At 61.2% G+C, this 17,178-nt stretch carries 14 protein-coding genes and 1 other annotated feature; of the genes, 8 read left to right on the top strand and 6 right to left on the bottom strand.

Features of this window, described 5'->3' with window-relative positions:
* Positions 1 to 453: 453 nt before the first annotated feature.
* From B5E67_RS15345 to B5E67_RS00100, 6 genes are all read left to right on the top strand, one after another.
* Positions 454 to 672: a hypothetical protein gene (locus B5E67_RS15345; protein ID WP_143405358.1), complete on the top strand. Its 219-nt coding sequence runs from the start codon at positions 454 to 456 to the stop codon at positions 670 to 672.
* 540 nt (positions 673 to 1,212) lie between these two features.
* The gene (locus tag B5E67_RS00120; RefSeq protein ID WP_087381554.1) at positions 1,213 to 1,662 is read left to right on the top strand and encodes a hypothetical protein; all 450 of its coding nucleotides are present in this window, start codon (positions 1,213 to 1,215) and stop codon (positions 1,660 to 1,662) included.
* Positions 1,663 to 1,846: 184 nt separating this feature from the next.
* Positions 1,847 to 2,108: a binding site (T-box leader), on the top strand.
* A 109-nt stretch (positions 2,109 to 2,217) separates the two neighbouring features.
* Entirely contained in the window at positions 2,218 to 4,212 is a 1,995-nt protein-coding gene (gene metG / locus B5E67_RS00115; protein WP_087381551.1) for a methionine--tRNA ligase, read from the top strand.
* Between the two features lie 17 nt (positions 4,213 to 4,229).
* Entirely contained in the window at positions 4,230 to 5,180 is a 951-nt protein-coding gene (locus B5E67_RS00110) for a DMT family transporter (RefSeq protein WP_087382308.1), read from the top strand.
* On the top strand, positions 5,177 to 6,010 hold the full coding sequence (locus B5E67_RS00105) for a TatD family hydrolase (RefSeq protein WP_087381548.1): 834 nt from the start codon (positions 5,177 to 5,179) through the stop codon (positions 6,008 to 6,010). Before B5E67_RS00110 ends, B5E67_RS00105 begins: the two co-directional genes overlap by 4 nt.
* 71 nt (positions 6,011 to 6,081) lie before the next feature.
* The gene (locus B5E67_RS00100; protein WP_087246623.1) at positions 6,082 to 6,315 is read left to right on the top strand and encodes a methylenetetrahydrofolate dehydrogenase; all 234 of its coding nucleotides are present in this window, start codon (positions 6,082 to 6,084) and stop codon (positions 6,313 to 6,315) included.
* An 81-nt stretch (positions 6,316 to 6,396) separates the two neighbouring features.
* Here B5E67_RS00100 and B5E67_RS00095 read toward each other — a convergent pair whose 3' ends face one another.
* The 4 genes from B5E67_RS00095 to B5E67_RS00080 form a co-directional block, all read right to left on the bottom strand.
* Positions 6,397 to 7,212 carry an ATP-binding cassette domain-containing protein gene (locus tag B5E67_RS00095; RefSeq protein WP_164488774.1) on the bottom strand — a complete coding sequence of 272 codons (816 nt, stop codon included), beginning with the start codon at positions 7,210 to 7,212 and terminating at the stop codon, positions 6,397 to 6,399.
* A gap of 5 nt (positions 7,213 to 7,217) precedes the next feature.
* Positions 7,218 to 8,168 carry an ABC transporter permease gene (locus B5E67_RS00090; RefSeq protein WP_087364938.1) on the bottom strand — a complete coding sequence of 317 codons (951 nt, stop codon included), beginning with the start codon at positions 8,166 to 8,168 and terminating at the stop codon, positions 7,218 to 7,220.
* Between the two features lie 46 nt (positions 8,169 to 8,214).
* Positions 8,215 to 9,297: an ABC transporter substrate-binding protein gene (locus B5E67_RS00085; protein ID WP_087381544.1), complete on the bottom strand. Its 1,083-nt coding sequence runs from the start codon at positions 9,295 to 9,297 to the stop codon at positions 8,215 to 8,217.
* Positions 9,298 to 9,703: 406 nt separating this feature from the next.
* Positions 9,704 to 10,474, bottom strand: coding sequence for a MerR family transcriptional regulator (locus B5E67_RS00080; RefSeq protein WP_087381541.1), 771 nt, complete (start codon positions 10,472 to 10,474; stop codon positions 9,704 to 9,706).
* A gap of 91 nt (positions 10,475 to 10,565) precedes the next feature.
* Here B5E67_RS00080 and B5E67_RS00075 point away from each other — a divergent pair, with 91 nt between their 5' ends.
* Positions 10,566 to 11,888: an MATE family efflux transporter gene (locus B5E67_RS00075; RefSeq protein ID WP_087381538.1), complete on the top strand. Its 1,323-nt coding sequence runs from the start codon at positions 10,566 to 10,568 to the stop codon at positions 11,886 to 11,888.
* Positions 11,889 to 11,966: 78 nt separating this feature from the next.
* On the opposite strand, the gene B5E67_RS00070 is transcribed toward B5E67_RS00075, so the two are convergent.
* On the bottom strand, positions 11,967 to 14,363 hold the full coding sequence (locus B5E67_RS00070) for a YfhO family protein (protein ID WP_087381535.1): 2,397 nt from the start codon (positions 14,361 to 14,363) through the stop codon (positions 11,967 to 11,969).
* Positions 14,364 to 14,557: 194 nt separating this feature from the next.
* Here B5E67_RS00070 and yfbR point away from each other — a divergent pair, with 194 nt between their 5' ends.
* Positions 14,558 to 15,148, top strand: a complete 591-nt coding sequence (yfbR, locus tag B5E67_RS00065) for a 5'-deoxynucleotidase (protein WP_087246616.1) — start codon at positions 14,558 to 14,560, stop codon at positions 15,146 to 15,148.
* 112 nt (positions 15,149 to 15,260) lie between these two features.
* Here the strand turns inward: yfbR and B5E67_RS00060 are convergent, their stop codons facing one another.
* Positions 15,261 to 16,871, bottom strand: coding sequence for an MBL fold metallo-hydrolase (locus B5E67_RS00060; RefSeq protein ID WP_087381532.1), 1,611 nt, complete (start codon positions 16,869 to 16,871; stop codon positions 15,261 to 15,263).
* Positions 16,872 to 17,178: the final 307 nt, after the last annotated feature.

Genomic DNA, 17,178 nt, shown 5'->3' with positions numbered 1-17,178 from the left:
ATCCCGCTGACTTAAAAGGAGAAAGGAGCGAAGACCGATGGTTGATACGACACCCGCACAGTTCGGACAGACTGTCGGGAATTGCTGAAAAGCGAAAAGCCGCTTACCAGTACGGGATGTTTCCCCCGCATTTAGTAAAAATCTAAGAGATTTAAAGCGAAGTCTTTAGCATATATTAAGCGATTTACGAACAGTCTGTCGAGAAAGTCCCTTGGCGATTCAAATAGATCCGCAGGAAGTGATTCATATGATGAAAGCCTTTTTACGGATACCTGTATTTGAATAGCACGGAAGGAGCTACTCCAATGATTTAAGTAGTCGTGGCCTCAAGGCAGGCGCAAACCCTCAGATTGGCAAGGATGCACAGCAAATCAAGGCTGGACCTGCATTCGATCGATCAAAAGTGCCGGAAGCATAGTCGGAAGGCAGACCTCTTCCCTGTAAGGTGTCAATTTGGAGGAGACGGAAACTGAAAAAGGTGGTTCCAGTAAGAGCCGCTGTTCAGAGTCTGAATCCATCTGGAAATTGCAGACAGGAAAAAGATCCATTGGCTTGATTGGCGGCGATGTGCCCCAACAAAGCCTCCCCGGATCGAAGCAAAATGCACTGGATGCCGTAACGATTGCAAAACACCCTTCCCTAGAAGATCTGAAAACCAACAGAAGCCCTTGAGGTAATCTTTCAAAGCTGAATAATTCCCCTATCCGAACAACGGTCATTCAAATAAATCAGCACCCCCGAGAGGATGATCCCCCATGAAAGTCCCTGTATGGATGCAGATATTTGAGTAACACGGAGGGAGTACTCCAATGATTTAGGTAACTTGTCCCCTGGAGTGATTCAATCGAAAGAATGTGTTTCTATGAAGATGCTTCGTAAGACGCAATCCAACGATTCGGATGAGGCTTGAAACCAATGTACTAGTTAAATCGGCGATCCCCTACCCTATCATTTCCTAAGCATAAGGAAAGGCCAACAATCTTATGAAAGGCAAGGTCAACTCCGAAAAATAGGTAAATGTGAGGCAAAGAGGCTATGACTCCGAAGAAGTAAGTATCCTGGCGGATGAGAGGCTTGCAACCGCTCTCATCCGCCAGGTTTTTTTGTTTTGTCCGGGCTTCCCTGCCCTCTGCCTTTGGCAGAGAGGCCGTATCCGAAGCTGACGCCGGCCCCCGGCCGGTCCCACAAGAGAGAAAAGGACTGAGAACAACCATGGACGAGACCATGCACTTTGACGCAGGCTTGCTGCTCGAATACCAGGAACTGCTCCAAACCACCCGGCTGATCGCCTGCTACCGGGAATTCATCCGCCTGTTCCGCTGGGTTCGCGTGGAGCTCGAAAAGAGGATGCCGGAATACAAGTTTCAGGGCAGCATCACCGAAAACAGCATGGACTTCTCCTATTTCCAGTTCACCAGCCCAGAGCTCAAGGAAAAAGGACTGAAAGTGGCGGTGGTGTTCGTCCACCGGGATTTTCAGTTTCAGGTGTGGGTTTCCGGGTTCAATCGGCGGTATCAGGCCCACTATTACGATGTGTGGAAGGATCAGCCCCTCCCCTTCGAGCTGACCAGCAGCCCCGCCCAAACCGACTACATCCTGCGCGCCCCGCTGAAGGAGCCGGCCAATCTCTCGGACGGAGGTGCCCTGCTGGACCAAATCTAAGCCCTCGCCGAAAACCTGCTGCAATTCGTTGAAGCCAACCTCTGACCGGCGCCGCCGGTATAGAAATGGTTTCCGGTGGTCCGGGGCAGGGGCTCTCCCCGCCCTGCCGGAAAGGCAGATGACCCCGCCGGGGAAATCCCCTGTTGACAAACGGCCCCGCTTCTCCTATAATAGCCATGATACACAATCGGCTGTGAAGAGAAGAGTACGCGTCCAGTGATCCTTTCAGAGAGCCCGCGGCGGTGGAACCGGGCAGGCATCGGGGCGCCGAAGATGGTCTCGGAGCCGCACAGGCAAACGGATTCCCTGAGCCTGTGCCGGGTGCGCCCGTTACAGCGTCCGGCTGTACCCGCCCTTTGGGCCGGGATGCAGCATCGAGGCCGCGCCCCGCGAGGAGCCGGCGAACCAAGGTGGTACCACGGAAGTATTCTGCTCCCGTCCTTGCTGGGCAAAGGCCCTCGCGAGGACGGGAGTTTTTACTTCCTTTAATGTACACGCAACGGGCCTGCACGCCGCCGGCGGGCAGGTTCCAACGGGAAAGGGAGAATCAAAACCATGTCTGAACAGAAAAAGTTCTACATCACCACCCCCATCTACTACCCCAGCGACAAGCTGCACATCGGCCACAGCTACACCACCGTGGCCTGTGACGCACTGGCCCGCTTCAAGCGGATGCAGGGGTACGATGTGATGTTCCTGACCGGCACCGATGAGCACGGCCAGAAGATCGAGGACAAGGCCGCTTCGGCCGGCATGCAGCCCAAGGAGTACGTGGACCAGATTGTGGCCACCGTCAAGGATCTGTGGAAGCTGCTGGACGTCAGCTACGACCGCTTTATCCGCACCACCGACGACTACCACATGGAGTCCTGCCAGAAGATTTTCACCAAGCTGTACGAGCAGGGTGACATCTACAAGGGCGAGTATGTGGGCCACTACTGCAAGCCCTGCGAGAGCTTCTGGACCGACAGCCAGCTGGTGGACGGCAAGTGCCCCGACTGCGGCCGTGAGGTCTACGACGCCCACGAGGAAGCCTACTTCTTCCGCACCGGCAAGTATGCCGACCGTCTGCTCAAGCTGTACGAGGAGAACCCCCAGTTCATCCAGCCCGAGAGCCGCAAAAATGAGATGATCGCCTTCATCAAGCAGGGCCTGCAGGACACCTGCGTCTCCCGTACTTCGGTCAAGTGGGGCATCCCCGTTCCCTTTGACCCCAAGCACACCATGTATGTCTGGGTGGACGCTCTGAGCAACTATATTTCAGCTCTGGGCTACGGCAACGACACCTACCACGACTACGACAAATTCTGGCCCGCAGACCTCCACATGGTGGGCAAGGAAATCCTGCGTTTCCACACCATCCTGTGGCCGGCCATGCTGATGGCTCTGGATCTGCCCCTGCCCAAGCGCGTCTTTGGCCACGGCTGGCTGCTGATGAACGGCGGCAAGATGTCCAAGTCGGTGGGCAACGTGGTGGACCCCGTCATCCTCTGCGACCGTTACGGCGTGGACGCCATCCGCTACTTCCTGCTGCGTGAGATCCCCTTCGGCAACGACGGCATGTTCACCAACGAGGCCCTGATCAACCGCATCAACAGCGATCTGGCCAACGACCTGGGCAACCTGCTCAGCCGCACCGTGGCCATGTGCGAGAAGTACTTCGGCGGCACGGTGGCCAAGTCGATCTCCTCCGATCCTCTGGACGCCGAGCTGGAGCAGATGATCAACGCTCTGCCCGCCAAGGTGGCCGAGGACATGGACAACCTGACCATTCCCCAGGCTCTGACCGAGATCTTCGCTGTGGTCCAGCGCGCCAACAAGTATATCGACGAGACCGCCCCCTGGGCCCTGGCCAAGGACCCCGCCAACGAGGGCCGTCTGAGCTGCGTCCTGTATCACCTGTGCGAGGCCCTGCGGGTCTGCGCCATCCTGCTGAATGCTTATCTGCCCTCCACTGCGCCCAAAATGATGGAGCAGCTGGGCCTGTCGGCTGACCAGCTCCAGCTGGACCAGGCCGCCTACGGTCTCCAGGAGAGCTACACCGTCCACAAGGGCGATCCCCTGTTCCCCCGCATCGACGTGGCCAAGGAAATCGCTCACCTGAAGGCAGAGGACGAAAAGCGCAAGGCTGAGGCCGAGGCCGCCCAGAAGGCCAAGGAAGCCAAGGAGGCAGCCGCCGCCAAGGCCGACCAGCCTGCCGCCGTCATCGAGCACGAGGCTGAGATCGACTTCGACGACTTCTGCAAGGTAGAAATGCGTGTGGCTGAGATCCGGGCCTGCGAAACCATCAAGGAGAGCAAGAAGCTGCTGCACCTGACCGTCTTTGACGGCGAGCGGGAGCGCTGCATCCTCTCGGGTATCGCCAAGTGGTACAGCCCCGAGGACCTGATCGGCAAGAAGGTGGGCATTGTGGCCAACCTGGCCCCCCGTCCCATGATGAAGGGCAAGTATGTCAGCGAGGGCATGATCGTGGCAGCCGACACCGCCGACGGCGGCTGCACCATCGCCTTCTATCCCGATGAAGCTCCCGCCGGCAGCCGCATCCACTAAGAGGAGGGCCCATCTTGCTGACTGACAAAACCTCACGCACTGCCAAGCTGGACGCACTGTTCGCCACACCGGTCTTTGCTGTGATCTTTGCCTTCCTCTGCAACTGTTTCTGGGGCTCAGCCTTCCCCTTCATCAAGATGGGATACCGGCTCTTCGCCATCGACTCCGCCGACACCGCCTCCATCCTCTGCTTTGCAGGGGTGCGGTTCATGCTGGGCAGCCTGCTGGTTCTGCTGGCCGGCGCCCTGTTGGAAGGGCGTCTGCCCTCCCTGCCCAAGGGCAAGGTTCTGGTTGAGTGCTGCGCGCTGGGCCTGTGGCAAACCACCACCCAGTACGCTTTCTACTATGCAGCCGTGGCCCTGCTGACCGGCGCCTTCGGCGGCATCCTCAACAGCACCCAGAGCTTTCTGGGCGTGATTCTGGCCCATTTCCTCTACCAGTCCGACCGGATGACCCCCGCCAAGGCGGCGGGCTGTGCCGTGGGCTTTGCCGGCGTGCTGGTAGCCACCATCGGCAACCACGGCAGCGGCAGCGGCTGGGGCATCTTCTGCATGATGGCCGCCACCGTGATTTTCACCGTCTCGGGCCCCTGGAACAAGTCGGTCACCAAGAAGGCCGACAGCTTTATGGTCTGCTTCCTCAACCTGGGTGTGGGCGGTCTGGCCCTGCTGGTGCTGGGCCTGGCCATGGGCGGTTCCCTCCATCCCCAGAGCCCCATGGGCGTCCCGGTGCTGCTGTATCTGGCCTTCGTGTCGGGGGCCGGGTACGTGCTGTGGGCCCTCCTGATGAAGAACAACCCCGTCAGCCGGATCAGCGTCTTTGGTCTGGTGAACCCGGTGGTGAACGTCCTGTTGTCCGCCCTGCTGAACGGCGAGCCCCTGTTTGAGTGGCAGTATCTGGCCGCTCTGGTGCTGGTCTGTGTGGGCATCTGGCTGGTCAACCGCAAGGGAAAGGAGGCCAGGGCATGAGCGTTTATCCCTCTGCCGGGCCCATCTTTGACACCCACGCACACTATTCCTCCGGCGCCTTCAACGCCGACCGTTACGACCTGATGGACAGCCTGCCCGCCAAAGGCGTGGTGGGGATCTGTGAACAGGCCACCCACTCGGGGGACGCCCCCCGGTGCCTGGAACTGGCCCACCGCTATCCCTGGGTTTACGCTGCCATCGGCATTCACCCCGAAAGCCTTCTGCCCGCCGACCGCTGCGGCGATCAGCCCCCTGCCCCCACCATTTCGGTTTACGGCGGGGACTGGGCTGCGGAAATGCGGGCCCTGGCCCCCTACTACGACGACCCCAAGGTGGTAGCCGTGGGCGAATGCGGCCTGGACTACCACTGGCCGGTGCCCAAAGACGCCCAGCTGGCCCTCTTTGAGGCGGAAATCCGTCTGGCTCTGGAGCTGGACAAGCCCATCGTGGTCCACGACCGGGAGGCCCACGCCGACGTCTACGCCCTGCTGAAAAAGTACCAGCCCAAGGGGATCCTCCACTGCTATTCCGGCAGCGCCGAGGACGCCCTCTGGCTGGTGAAGCAGGGCATCCGGATCGGTCTGGGCGGAGCGGCTACCTTCCGGGGGGCCAAGCGGGCCGCCAAGGTCATCGACGCCCTGCCGCTGGACGCCCTCCTGCTGGAAACCGACTGCCCCTATATGGCTCCCGAGCCGGTCCGGGGCACCCGGTGCGACAGCTCCCTCATCGCCTATGTGGGCGACTATATCGCCCAGCGCAAGGGGGTTGCCCCCGAGGAGGTCTTTGCCCGGACCGCCGCCAACGCCCGCCAGGTCTTTGGCCTGGACTGAAACCCACTGACCCGCGGCCGGCCCGCCGGCTGCTGATGTATTTCATTGTCAGAAACAAAGGAGATTGTCTTATGAAAGCTCGTATTCCGCAGCATCGCGAATTCATCATCAACTTCCCCGACAGCGTCGATCAGGCCAAGGCCAGCGAAGGCTGGGCCAAGCTGACCCAGATCGTCGAGGACTACAAGAAGGCCCACAACGGCGCTTCGGTCTACGCTCCCACCTTCATCGAGGACTGTGAGCCCGAGGTCAAGAAGCTCCAGGAGGAGTACGGCTTCGAGTACACCATCGAGTACGTGAAGTAAGCTGTCCAAACAAAAATTCCCCGGCGAATGATCCGCCCGCTTTTCTGCGGGGGCACTCGCCGGGGAATTTTGTTTCTGTATTTACTGCTTTTCCACCTTGCTCAGCAGGATGCGGTCGTTGTCCAGCTCCTCGCCGGCGCTCTGGCGGAAGCGTTCCAGCAGGTCATCCACCGTCATCTTGCTGCGCTCCTCGCCCTGAACGTCAAAGACGATCCGTCCGCCGTTCATCATCAGGGTGCGGTTGCCCAGCTCCAGGGCCTGGTGCATATTGTGGGTCACCATCAGGCAGGTGATCTGCTTTTCGGCCACAATGCTGCGGGTCATTTCCAGGACCTTGTCGGCGGTGGCCGGGTCCAGGGCCGCCGTGTGTTCGTCCAGCAGCAGCAGCTTGGGGGTCACCAGGGTAGCCATCAGCAGGGTCAGGGCCTGGCGCTGGCCGCCCGACAAAAGGCCCACCGGCTGTTTCATCCGGTCTTCCAGGCCCATCCCCAGCAGGGACAGCCGCTCCCGGAAGAACTCTTTATCCTTGCGGGAGATGCGGGAGAAATAGGCCCGCTGGGCGGTGCCCGCCCGCAGATAGGCCAGGGCCAGGTTTTCCTCGATGGTCATGTTGGGGGCGGTGCCCTTGAGGGGGTCCTGGAACAGGTGGCCGATCACCTTGCTGCGCCGGAACTCGGGGGTGAAGGTGATGTCCTCCCCGCCCAGGAGGATGCAGCCCTCGTCGGCGATGAACCCGCCGGTGATGGCGTTGAACAGGGTGGATTTGCCGGCGCCGTTGGAACCCACGATGGTGGCGAAATCGCCTTTTTCCAGGGCCAGATCTACGCCGGCCAGAGCGACTTTTTCGTTGACGGTGCCCGGATTAAAGGTTTTCCGGACACCCTTCATTTCCAGCATCCGCATCAGACTGCCTCCTTTTTGCCGTGGGTCTGGGCGTGACGGACCCGGGCCTCCTGTTTGCGCTTTTCAAAGGCGATCTTCTGGCGGATGGCGGGCATCGAGATGGCCACCGCCACGATCAGGGCGGACACCAGTTTCATGGCTGCGGCGGGGACATTAAATCGCAGGGCCACCGCCACGATAAAGCGGTACAGGCAGCTGCCAAAGACCACGCCCAGCACCCGGCAGACCATGGTCCGCTTGCCCAGCAGGGTCTCGCCGATGATCAGCGAAGCCAGGGCGATGGTCACCATGCCGGTGCCCACATTGATGTCACAGCTCTTCTGGTACTGGGCCAGCAGAGCGCCCGACAGGGCGGTCAGGCTGCCCGAAATGCACAGGCCCACCATGATGGTGTAGGACGGGTCGATGCTGGAAGCCCGGACCATGGCGGAATTGTCGCCGGTGGCCCGAATGGACAGGCCCAGCCGGGTGCCCAAGAACCAGATCATCAGGGCGCAGGCGACGGCAATGACAATCGCCGCCAGCAGCAGCTGATACCAGCCGCCTGCAAAGGCCAGCGCCCCTTTGGCGAGGGAAAAGACCGTGTCCACCTTCACCAGGCTCATGTTGGACGAGAAGCCCATCACTGCCAGGTTGATGGTGTACAGGCCGGTGTTGACGATGATGCCGGCCATGATGCTCTCCACCCCCAGCTTGGTTTGGAGAAAGGCTGTGATGAAGCCGGACAGCACCCCGGCCGCCATGGCGGCAAAGAGGGCCAGGAAGGGGTGTCCGGTGACGGCCACCTGGCAGCAGACGGCGCAGCCCAGTGTAAAGCAGCCGTCGGTGGACAGGTCCGCGATGTTCAGGATGGAATAGCTCAGAAACAGCGCCAGGGCCACCAGGGCGTAAATACAGCCCAGTTCCAGCGCTGACTGCAGGACGTTGACGGAAAAAATACTAGCCAGCATGTTTGTTCAAAACTCCCTCACTCAGATTCCCGGCACAGAGGCCGGATCAGGCAAACTCCTCAGCGGTGGTAATCTCCTCCACGCTGGTGCAGTAGGGCTCAAAGGCCGCCTTGACGGCCTCCACATCCAGGCCCAGGGCCTCGCAGGTCTCGGTGTTGAGGGTGGCGGTGCCGTTGTCAAAGGTGCGGTAAGGCATCTCCGCGATGCTCTTGCCGTCGCACAGCAGCTCCACCACCATGTCGGCGGTGGCCTCGCCCAGCTGGACGTAATCCACGCCGTAGCCCATGAATGCGCCGTTCAGCGCGAAGCTGTCTGCACCGGTGTAGTGCTGGATGCCCGCCTCGATCATGGTCTCATAGATGGCCAGCTCGGCGGTCATGATGGTATTGTCGGTGGGGGTGAACACCACTTTCACCCCGCTGGCGGCCAGGGCTTCCACAGCCATCTGGACCTCGGCGGTGTTGGTGCCGTTCTTTTCGATGTAGGAGATGTCGTTGGCATCGCAGAACGCCTTGGCGTCGGCGATGGCCTGGGTGGAGGAATCCTGGCCCAGGTCATACAGCAGGCCGATCTGGGTGATATCGGGGTTGACTGCCAGGATCAGGTTCATGATGGCGTTGGTGTCCAGGGCGTCGGAGGTACCGGTGATGTTGTCCAGCCCGTCAAAGCCGGCGCCCACCGGGTCGGTGACGGCCGAGTAGATGACGGGAATATCGGTGTCCTCCACGGCGGCCAGCATGGTGGTGGCCGAGGGAGTGGCCACCGCCACGATCACGTCCACGTCGTCTGCCACCAGGTCGGCGCCGATCTGGTTCAGGTTGGACTGGTCCGCCTGGGCGTTGGAGTAGTAGTCCGCATAGTTGAAGGTCACGCCGCGCTCCGCGCCCACTGCATCCAGCCGGGCCTCCAGAGAGGCCACAATCTGATTCAGGGAGGCGTCATCCACATAGTTGACAATGCCCACCTTGTACACGTCGCCCGAAGCGGCGGCCGAAGAAGTCCCTGCGGCTGCAGAGGACCCGCTGGAGGATGCGCCGCAGCCGGTCAGGGCCAGGGCGGACAGGGCAGCGGTGGAATAGACGGCGGCCTGGAGGAAGCTGCGGCGGGAAATCATCTTGCTGTGTTTCATGGTATAAGCTCCTTTCGTGGGTGAAGGCTGGGAGCGGTATACAAAAGGCCCGCTCCGCCTTGTCTGCGGAACGGGCCTCTTAAAACAAAACGACCCGTCCCTGTGTTCGACCACAAGGACAGGATCGGTTAAAACGATTCTGCGGTGCCACCTTGCTTGCTCTGCTTCCATGCAGAGCCTCTCACGGGGAGCCAACACTCCCCTGCCCTGTAACGGGAGACACCCGTCCTAAGCTACTGGGGTTTATCGCCCGTTCGCCCGGCCCTCGGCGACCCATAACTTCTGTCGTGCACCACCCGTTCCCATCATTCCGGGCTCTCTGAAGGAGCACCAACCAGAGTCTCTTTCGCCTCATCGGTTTGATTGCATTATACACTTTAACGGCGTAAAGTCAAGATACAAATTTTTACCTGTGATTAATTTCAGTTGAGTTCTCTTCACATATACGCATCCGAATGGACCGGGGCGCCTCCTGGGCGGCGGCCAAATCGTCGAATTCCACCAGGGCGCGGTCCTCCAGCTGCCAGCCATGGGCCGCCGCTTCTTCCCGCAGCAGCTTCCGGCGGCTGTCCAGCCACTCCCAGCACACCGGCCCGCTGGTGGTCTCATACAGGCACAGATAGTCGCCCGCCTCCACCCGGATGGGGCCGTCTTTCTGTTTCTGATAGAGAAAGCGCCTCTCTCCCTCGGCACACATCCCGGTGCCGGGGCCGTCGGTCAGGTAATTGACGATGATATTGCTTCCCCGCTCCATCTCCTCGTGGGTCATCAGGACGGCCATCCGCTCCTCCGGCCGGTAAAGGCGCTGGGGGCCCTTGTCGCACCACGCGAGAAAATCCCGGTTGGTGGCCTGGAGGGATTCCAGCAGCGCCCGGCGGGATTCCAGCTGGGCGATTCGCCGGTCCAGCTCCTCCCGCTGGGCGGTGAAAATCTGGTCCAGCCGCTCCAAATCCCCCTCCCCCAGATACTCCCGGATCACCTGCAGCGGCACCCCCAGGTCCCGCAGGGTGATGATGAGGGCCAGGCGGTCCAGCTGGAAGGGCGTATAAAACCGATAGCCTTTTTCGTTCACATAGGCCGGGCGGAACAGCCCGATTTCATCGTAGTAGTGCAGAGTCTTTTTGTTGACCCCGGCCAGGGCGGCAAAAGCCGCCGCCTGCAGATAGCTCTCTTTCATATTTCCCCCTTGACTGTCCAGCTGCTGGATAGTTTATGATAGGCTCAGGATATCAGAAATCCCCACATTTTGCAACCGGAGGGAATCCATTATGTCTGCTGCATCCAACCGCGATCTTCTGGCCGGGCCGGTACGTCCCGCTCTGCTTCGCTTTGCCGGGCCGGTGATCCTGACCATGGTGGCCACCCAGCTCTACACGGTGGCCGACACCATGATCATCGGCCTGTGTCTGGACGCCAACGCCCTGGCCGCCGTCTCCAACGCCTCCACCGCCCTGATGGTCTTTATGTTTATTTCCGGCGGAATGGAACTGGGCGGCGGCCTGCTGCTGGCCGCCCGGCGGCCCACCTCCTCCCCCGACCAGCTGTCGGCCATCATCTACAATCTGCTGTTCATTGACGGGGTCATCGGCCTGATCCTTACCGCTGCCGGCCTGGGCAGCGCCGAATGGCTGCTGCGGCTGATCCACACCCCCGCCGAGATCCTGCCTCAGGCGGCGGCCTACATCCGCTTTTATATGGCGGGCATGCCCTTCCTGATGATCTACGACCTGTCCAAGCAGCTCATCATGGGCTGCGGCAACTCCAAAACACCGCTGTTTGCGGTGCTGGGCACCTCGGTGCTGAACGTCCTGCTGGACCTGGCTCTGGTGGGCCCCTTCGGGGTGGTGGGCGCCGCCGGGGCCACCGCCTTTTCCCAGGTGGTGGGCTGCGTGTTCATCCTGTGGTATCTCCGCCGCACCCTGCTGACGGGGCCTTTCCGCTTTTCCATGCTGGAGCGCCAGTACTGCTGGGATGTCTTCCGCCTGTCCGCCCCCAACGCCATCCAGCAGGCCAGCGGGCCGGTCAGCAGCATGGTCAAGCAGAGCCTGCTGGGCGGCATCGGCGTGACCGCCATCGCCGGCTTCTCCTGCGCCAGCAAGATGTCCACCCTGCTGCTGATGCCGGTCTTTGGTTTCACCCAGGCCCTGGTCTTTTTCATCGCCCAGAACACCGCCGCCCACCAGGACGACCGGGTTCAGGACGGCGTGCGTCAGGCCCGGGGCATGATGCTGGTCTATGCCCTGGCGGTCTCGGTCAGCTGCATCCTGCTGGCCCGGCCGCTGCTGCGGCTCTTCACCAACGATCTGGACGCCATCGGCTACGGCGCCCTGCTCCTCAGCCGCCAGTCCATCGTCTACACCTTCACCGCCATGAAACACCTGCAGGAGGCCAGCCTCCGGGGCCGCCAGCAGATGGGTCTGTATCTGGCCTCCAACATCGGCGGCACTGCCTCCGATCTGGTGGCCTGCGTCCTGCTGGTGCCGGCGCTGGGGTACAGCGGCTTCTACATGGCATCTTTCTTCAGCGCGCCCTTCGGCTTCCTGCTGGCCACCGTCCTCCTTCGGGTTGGCTCCAGGCGCGCCGCCGGGTGACCCGCTGCCTCCCTATAAAAACAGGCGGCCTCCTGCATTTTGCCGCAGGGGGCCGCCCGTTTGTTTTGTGAAGAAAAATCAGTGCTTGCGGCTCTTTCTCCGCTCCCAGAAGAACCAGCCGGTATAAATCAGCCAGATGGGAATGGCAATCAGAGTCACCGTCCGGCTCAGGGACAGCCCGGCCGGCGAATAGACAAAGTCGATATTGCTCCACCCGGCGGGACAGAGAACCGCCATCATTCCGTTGTCCACCCGGAGGATTTCGGCCTCCTGGCCGTTGACGTAGGCGGTAAAGCCGTCGTCGTAGGGCACCGAGAAGAACACCAGATTCTCCCGGTCCAGCTGGATCTCGGCGCTGAAGCCGGAATTGGTCATCACGAAATCGCTGCAGGCCGTCTCCCGCCGTTCGGCCACGTCCTGGACGTACCGCTCATAGGAGAAGTCGGTCAGGACGTGATCGGTGGCCGGGGTCAGGTACTGGCCGTATTTTTCGATGTCCTCCTCCGACAGGGCGATGGCCCGCAGCAGCAGGCCGCAGGCGTCCTGGGTGGTCATCTCGTCCAGAATATCCTGGTTGACGTAGTAGTCGTAGGTGAAGCCCATGGGCAGATAGTTGTCGTTTTCATAGACCGCCATGCCCGAGACGGTGTCCCAGTAGGTCCAGCCCTGGCCCACGGCCTCCTCAAAGTTGGCCCGCTGGTCCTCCGGCATCACCGTAAACCGGACGCTCAGCAGCCCCCGCAGGGCATAATAATAGACGTCGGGGTTGCTGCGAACGTCCCGGGTGAAGCCCAGGGAGGAGTAAAAGCTGAGGATGCTGGGAGCCACCGTACTGTCAAAGAACTGCAGGCAGCTCTTGTCCATCCAGAGGCCCAGATTGTCGTGGGCGTTGTAGGTGTCCACCCGCCAGTCCCCCTCAGGGAAGGCCTCCTGCAGGTCCAGAGAGGCCTGATACTGGTCCACCAGGTCGCTGTCGTAGGTCCACTGGCCAAACTTGCCGATGCCGATATGGACGCACCCGAACACGCAGCTGAAGGCCAGCACGGCGGCCAGCATCCGCTGGCGGAACCGGCCCTCGTGGGCCCGGTCCTGCACCACCCAGCGGTAAATCACCAGGCCCACCAGGCCAAAGCCCAGGACTGCCAGGTACTGGTCGGGGTTCTCCAGTACGCCGATGCTCCAGCCGTCTTCCCCATTGTTCACCGGCACCAGGGCGAAGGCCAGGGTTGCCATCATCAGCCAGGCAATGACCCCGATGGGGCGTTCCAGGTCGGTGTCGGGGTCCTCCCAGGCGTTGATGGTCATGGCCGCCAGAATCAGCACCGGCATATAGTACCACCGGGCGTAGTAGCTGGCATTGAAGGCATAGAAAGCGCTGTTCAGCACCGGCACCAGGGCGAAAATGGCGCAGACCGCCACAATCCGCTTCCGGCTGTCTCCCTGCCGCGCCCGCCAGTAGGCCAGCACACCCGCCAGGCTGCACAGGGGCAGGTAAGCGGTCATGCTGGTCCACTTGATGGTTCCCTCCGACCAGATGGAGACGATATAGGGCGAGTCGGGGGGCAGCAGCCAGCTGAACAGGATGGCGAAATACTGCTGCACCTTGGAATAGGTCAAAAAGCCCCAGCCCGAGGACACGTCGGTGGTGCGGGGGTTCTGCATCAGAGACAGGAAGGCCGGCCACACCAGCAGGCATCCCATGGCCACACCCAGCAGGCTCTCAAAGGCCAGGGTGGCGAACAGCCGGGGGGTCAGCTTGATTTCCCCGGTGGTCACCTTGCAGACAAAGTAGATGATGAGGAACACCACCTGCCCCACAAAGAAAAAGTAGTTGTTCAGCAGGTTGATGGCCACAAAGAAGGCGAACAGCCCATGTCTGCGGTTGTAGATGCACTCATCCAGGGCCCAGAGCATCCAGGGGAACAGGGCCAGCACATCAATAAAGTGGTTGAAAAAGATGTTGTAGATGCCGAACCCGGAGAAGGTGTACAGGCAGGCGCCCAGCACCGCATAGTCCAGGTTTTTCACGTAGCGGCGAAGGTAGAGATAGGCGCCGCCGCCCGCCACCGCAAACTTGAGCACCAGCAGCGGGCACATCAGGTAGGGCAGCCAGCTCTGGGGGAACAGGGTGGACAGCCAGAAGAAGGGCGAACCGTACAGGTAGAACGAATAGGCATTCATCACGCCGCTGCCCAGGTCGGTGGCCCAGGAGAAGGTGTTGGTGGGCAGCTGCTGGCCGTTGACGGAGGTCAGGCCGTCGGGGTAGCCGTTGCCCTTGACAAAGCCGTTCATATAGCGGTAAAAGCCAATCTGCTGGCCGTTGAAGTCGCCTGCATAATGGAAAAAGCCGCCGTCCACGATCTGGAACGGAAGGAAAATCAGCGCGGCCGTCAGAGCGCACAGCCCCACCGTCAGCCAGAAGCGGTCCCGCTGTCGCCCCAGAACCGGGCGCCGGGACAGATTTGCAAAGTCCATAGCTTTCCTCTTTTCTCTGCCGGAAGGTTCCCGCCCCGGAGGAGCGGTTATCAAACGATAGTATAGCATGTTTGCCCGGTCAAGAAAAGGGCGAAGTTTGGCCCTTGTCTTGACAAGAGGGCCCGGCAAAGGTATTTTGGTATCAAAAAACCGGCGGCACTGCGCCGCGCCGCCGGCCGGGAGGTTTTCTGTCTATGATCTACCCCTTCAATGCGCTGCTGGCCCGCATGAAGTACATTACCCGCTGGAGCCTGATGCACTCGGTCCGGGCTGAGTCCCTCAGCGAGCACACCTGCGACACCGCCCTCATCGCCCACACCCTCTGTCTGATTGCCCGGCGGTACACCGGCACCCCCTGCCGGCCCAAGACGGTGACGGTGGCGGCCCTCTACCATGACGCCTCCGAGATCATCACCGGAGACATGCCCACCCCGGTCAAGTACCGCAGCGACGTGCTGCGGGACGCCTACAAGGCCATTGAGCGGGAGAGCGCTGCCGCCATGGCCTCCATGCTGCCCCCCGAGCTGGAGGAGGAAATCACCCCCTACATCACCGGGGACCTGCTCACCGCCCCCGAGCGGAAGCTGCTCAAGGCGGCCGACCGGCTGTCGGCCCTCATCAAGTGTCTGGAGGAGACCCGCAGCGGCAACCACGAGTTTGACGCCGCCCTGGCCCAGCAGAAAAAGTCCCTGAAAGAGATGCACTGCCCCGAGGCCGACTGGTTCATGGAGCACTGTCTCCCCTGCTATACCCAGAACCTGGACGAGCTGACCCACATCCGCTGAGCTGGCTTCCCCATCAACAGAAAACCGTGCGCCCCCGGTTCTCCGGAAGCGCACGGTTTTGGTTTATCTGCTGCCATGGCAGGCGGTCAGGCCCGCCGGGCTCTCTGTACGGTCAGCGGTCCCACTTGTCGCACAGGGCGTTGATCTGGTCGGCAAACTTGGCCAGGTCCTTGTTGGCGCCGCCCTCGTTGTGTTCGATGACCCGCATCAGGCGGCGGCCGGCGCTGACCAGCCGCTGATAGACCGCGGCCGCCCGGCTGAGGGTGGGCGTCGAGGCCCGGGCGACGGTGCGTTCCCGGCTGCCCTCGCTGAGGCAGACGGCCCCGTCGGCACCCAGAGCCCACTGGGCCCCATTGTAGGGGGCGCAGGCGGTATAGCCCAGGCTCTGCAGGGTGTTGACAAACTCGTCCTCCACCGCGTCGTCGCCGTGGTTGACAAAGACCCGCCGGGGCTTGGGTTCAAAGGAGTTCACCCATTTCAGCAGGCCTTCCCGGTCGGCGTGGCCGGACATGCCTCCGATCTGGGCAATCTCGGCCTGGACTTCGATCTCCTCGCCGAACAGCTTGACCCCTTCGATGCCCTCCAGAAGGGCCCGGCCCAGGGTGCCCACCGCCTGATAGCCCACAAACAGGATGGTGCACTCTTTGCGCCAGAGGTTGTGTTTCAGGTGATGGCGGATGCGGCCTGCGTCGCACATGCCGCTGGCCGACAGGATGACTTTGGGGGTCAGGTCGGCGTTGATCTCCCGGGACTCGTCGCTGGTGACGCTGACCCGCAGTCCCGCAAAGGTGATGGGGTCGATGCCCGATGCCAGAAGGGCCCGGGTCTCGTCGTCAAAGCAGCTGGCGTCGGTGTCCCGGAAAATCCGGGTGGCCTCGATGGCCAGGGGGCTGTCCACGTACACCGGGAAATTCCCGTGGCCGGTCACCAGCTTTTTCTCCTTGATCTCCCGCAGGAAGTACAGCAGCTCCTGGGTGCGGCCCACCGCAAAGCTGGGAATCACCACGTTGCCGCCCCGGTCAAAAGTCCGCTGCAGGATGGCGGCCAGCTGGCCGATGTAGTCGGGGCGGGGCGGATGGTTCCGGTTGCCGTAGGTGGACTCCATGATGACATAGTCCGCCTCGGTCAGATAGGTGGGGTCCCGCAGAATCGGCTGGTGCAGGTTGCCGATGTCGCCCGAAAAGACCAGTTTGGTGGTCTGTTCCCCTTCGGTGACCCAGATCTCGATACTGGCCGAGCCCAGCAGGTGGCCCACATCGGTGAACCGCACCTCCACCCCCGGCGCAATCTCCACCCGCTTGTTGTAGTCCACGCCTTCAAACAGGCGGATGGCTTCCTCTGCATCCCGGACGGTGTAGTCCGGCTCCACCGGCGGGATGCCGGCACGGGCGTTTTTGCGGTTCTTCCACTCCGCTTCCGACTCCTGGATATGGGCCGAATCGCGCAGCATAATATCACAGAGCTGGCAGGTGGGCCGGGTGGCATAAATCTTGCCTCGGTAGCCCTGTTTGGCCAGCAGCGGCAGGTGGCCGCTGTGGTCAATGTGGGCATGGGTCAGCAATACCCCGTCGATCTCCCCCGGTCCCAGCGGCAGGGGCTGGTTCTCATAGACATCTTTGCCCTGCTCCATGCCGCAGTCAATCAGGAAATGCAGCCCACCCGTCTCCAGCAGGGTGCAGCTGCCCGTTACCTCATGGTTCGCACCTAAAAACGTGAGCTTCATCGTTATGTACCTCCATACCGCCCCGGAGGACCGGGACAGCTTTCTTTGTGGTATTTTAGTATTATTGTACCACAAGGTTGTCTTTCTTTTCCGCCCAAAATACGACCCGTATTCCGTCAAAACGCCGAAACCACGAAGTTTATTTTAGATAATCTTGACAAAGTCCCCGCTATGTTTTAAACTTGTATGGTTGAAGTCCTTTCATCACCTTTTAGAGGATGGATCTGACAAGTCCGCAGCAGGGTTTTCCCTGATTTACAGGCCGCCGGGCTGCCGGCTTATCAGATCCATTCTGACGGCATATCGC

Origin of the sequence: Faecalibacterium sp. An122, assembly GCF_002160895.1 — a bacterium.
Lineage (GTDB): Bacteria > Bacillota > Clostridia > Oscillospirales > Ruminococcaceae > Faecalibacterium.
The sequence above is the reverse complement of the archived record's forward strand: the minus strand, read 5'-3'. Positions and strand labels throughout refer to the sequence as shown.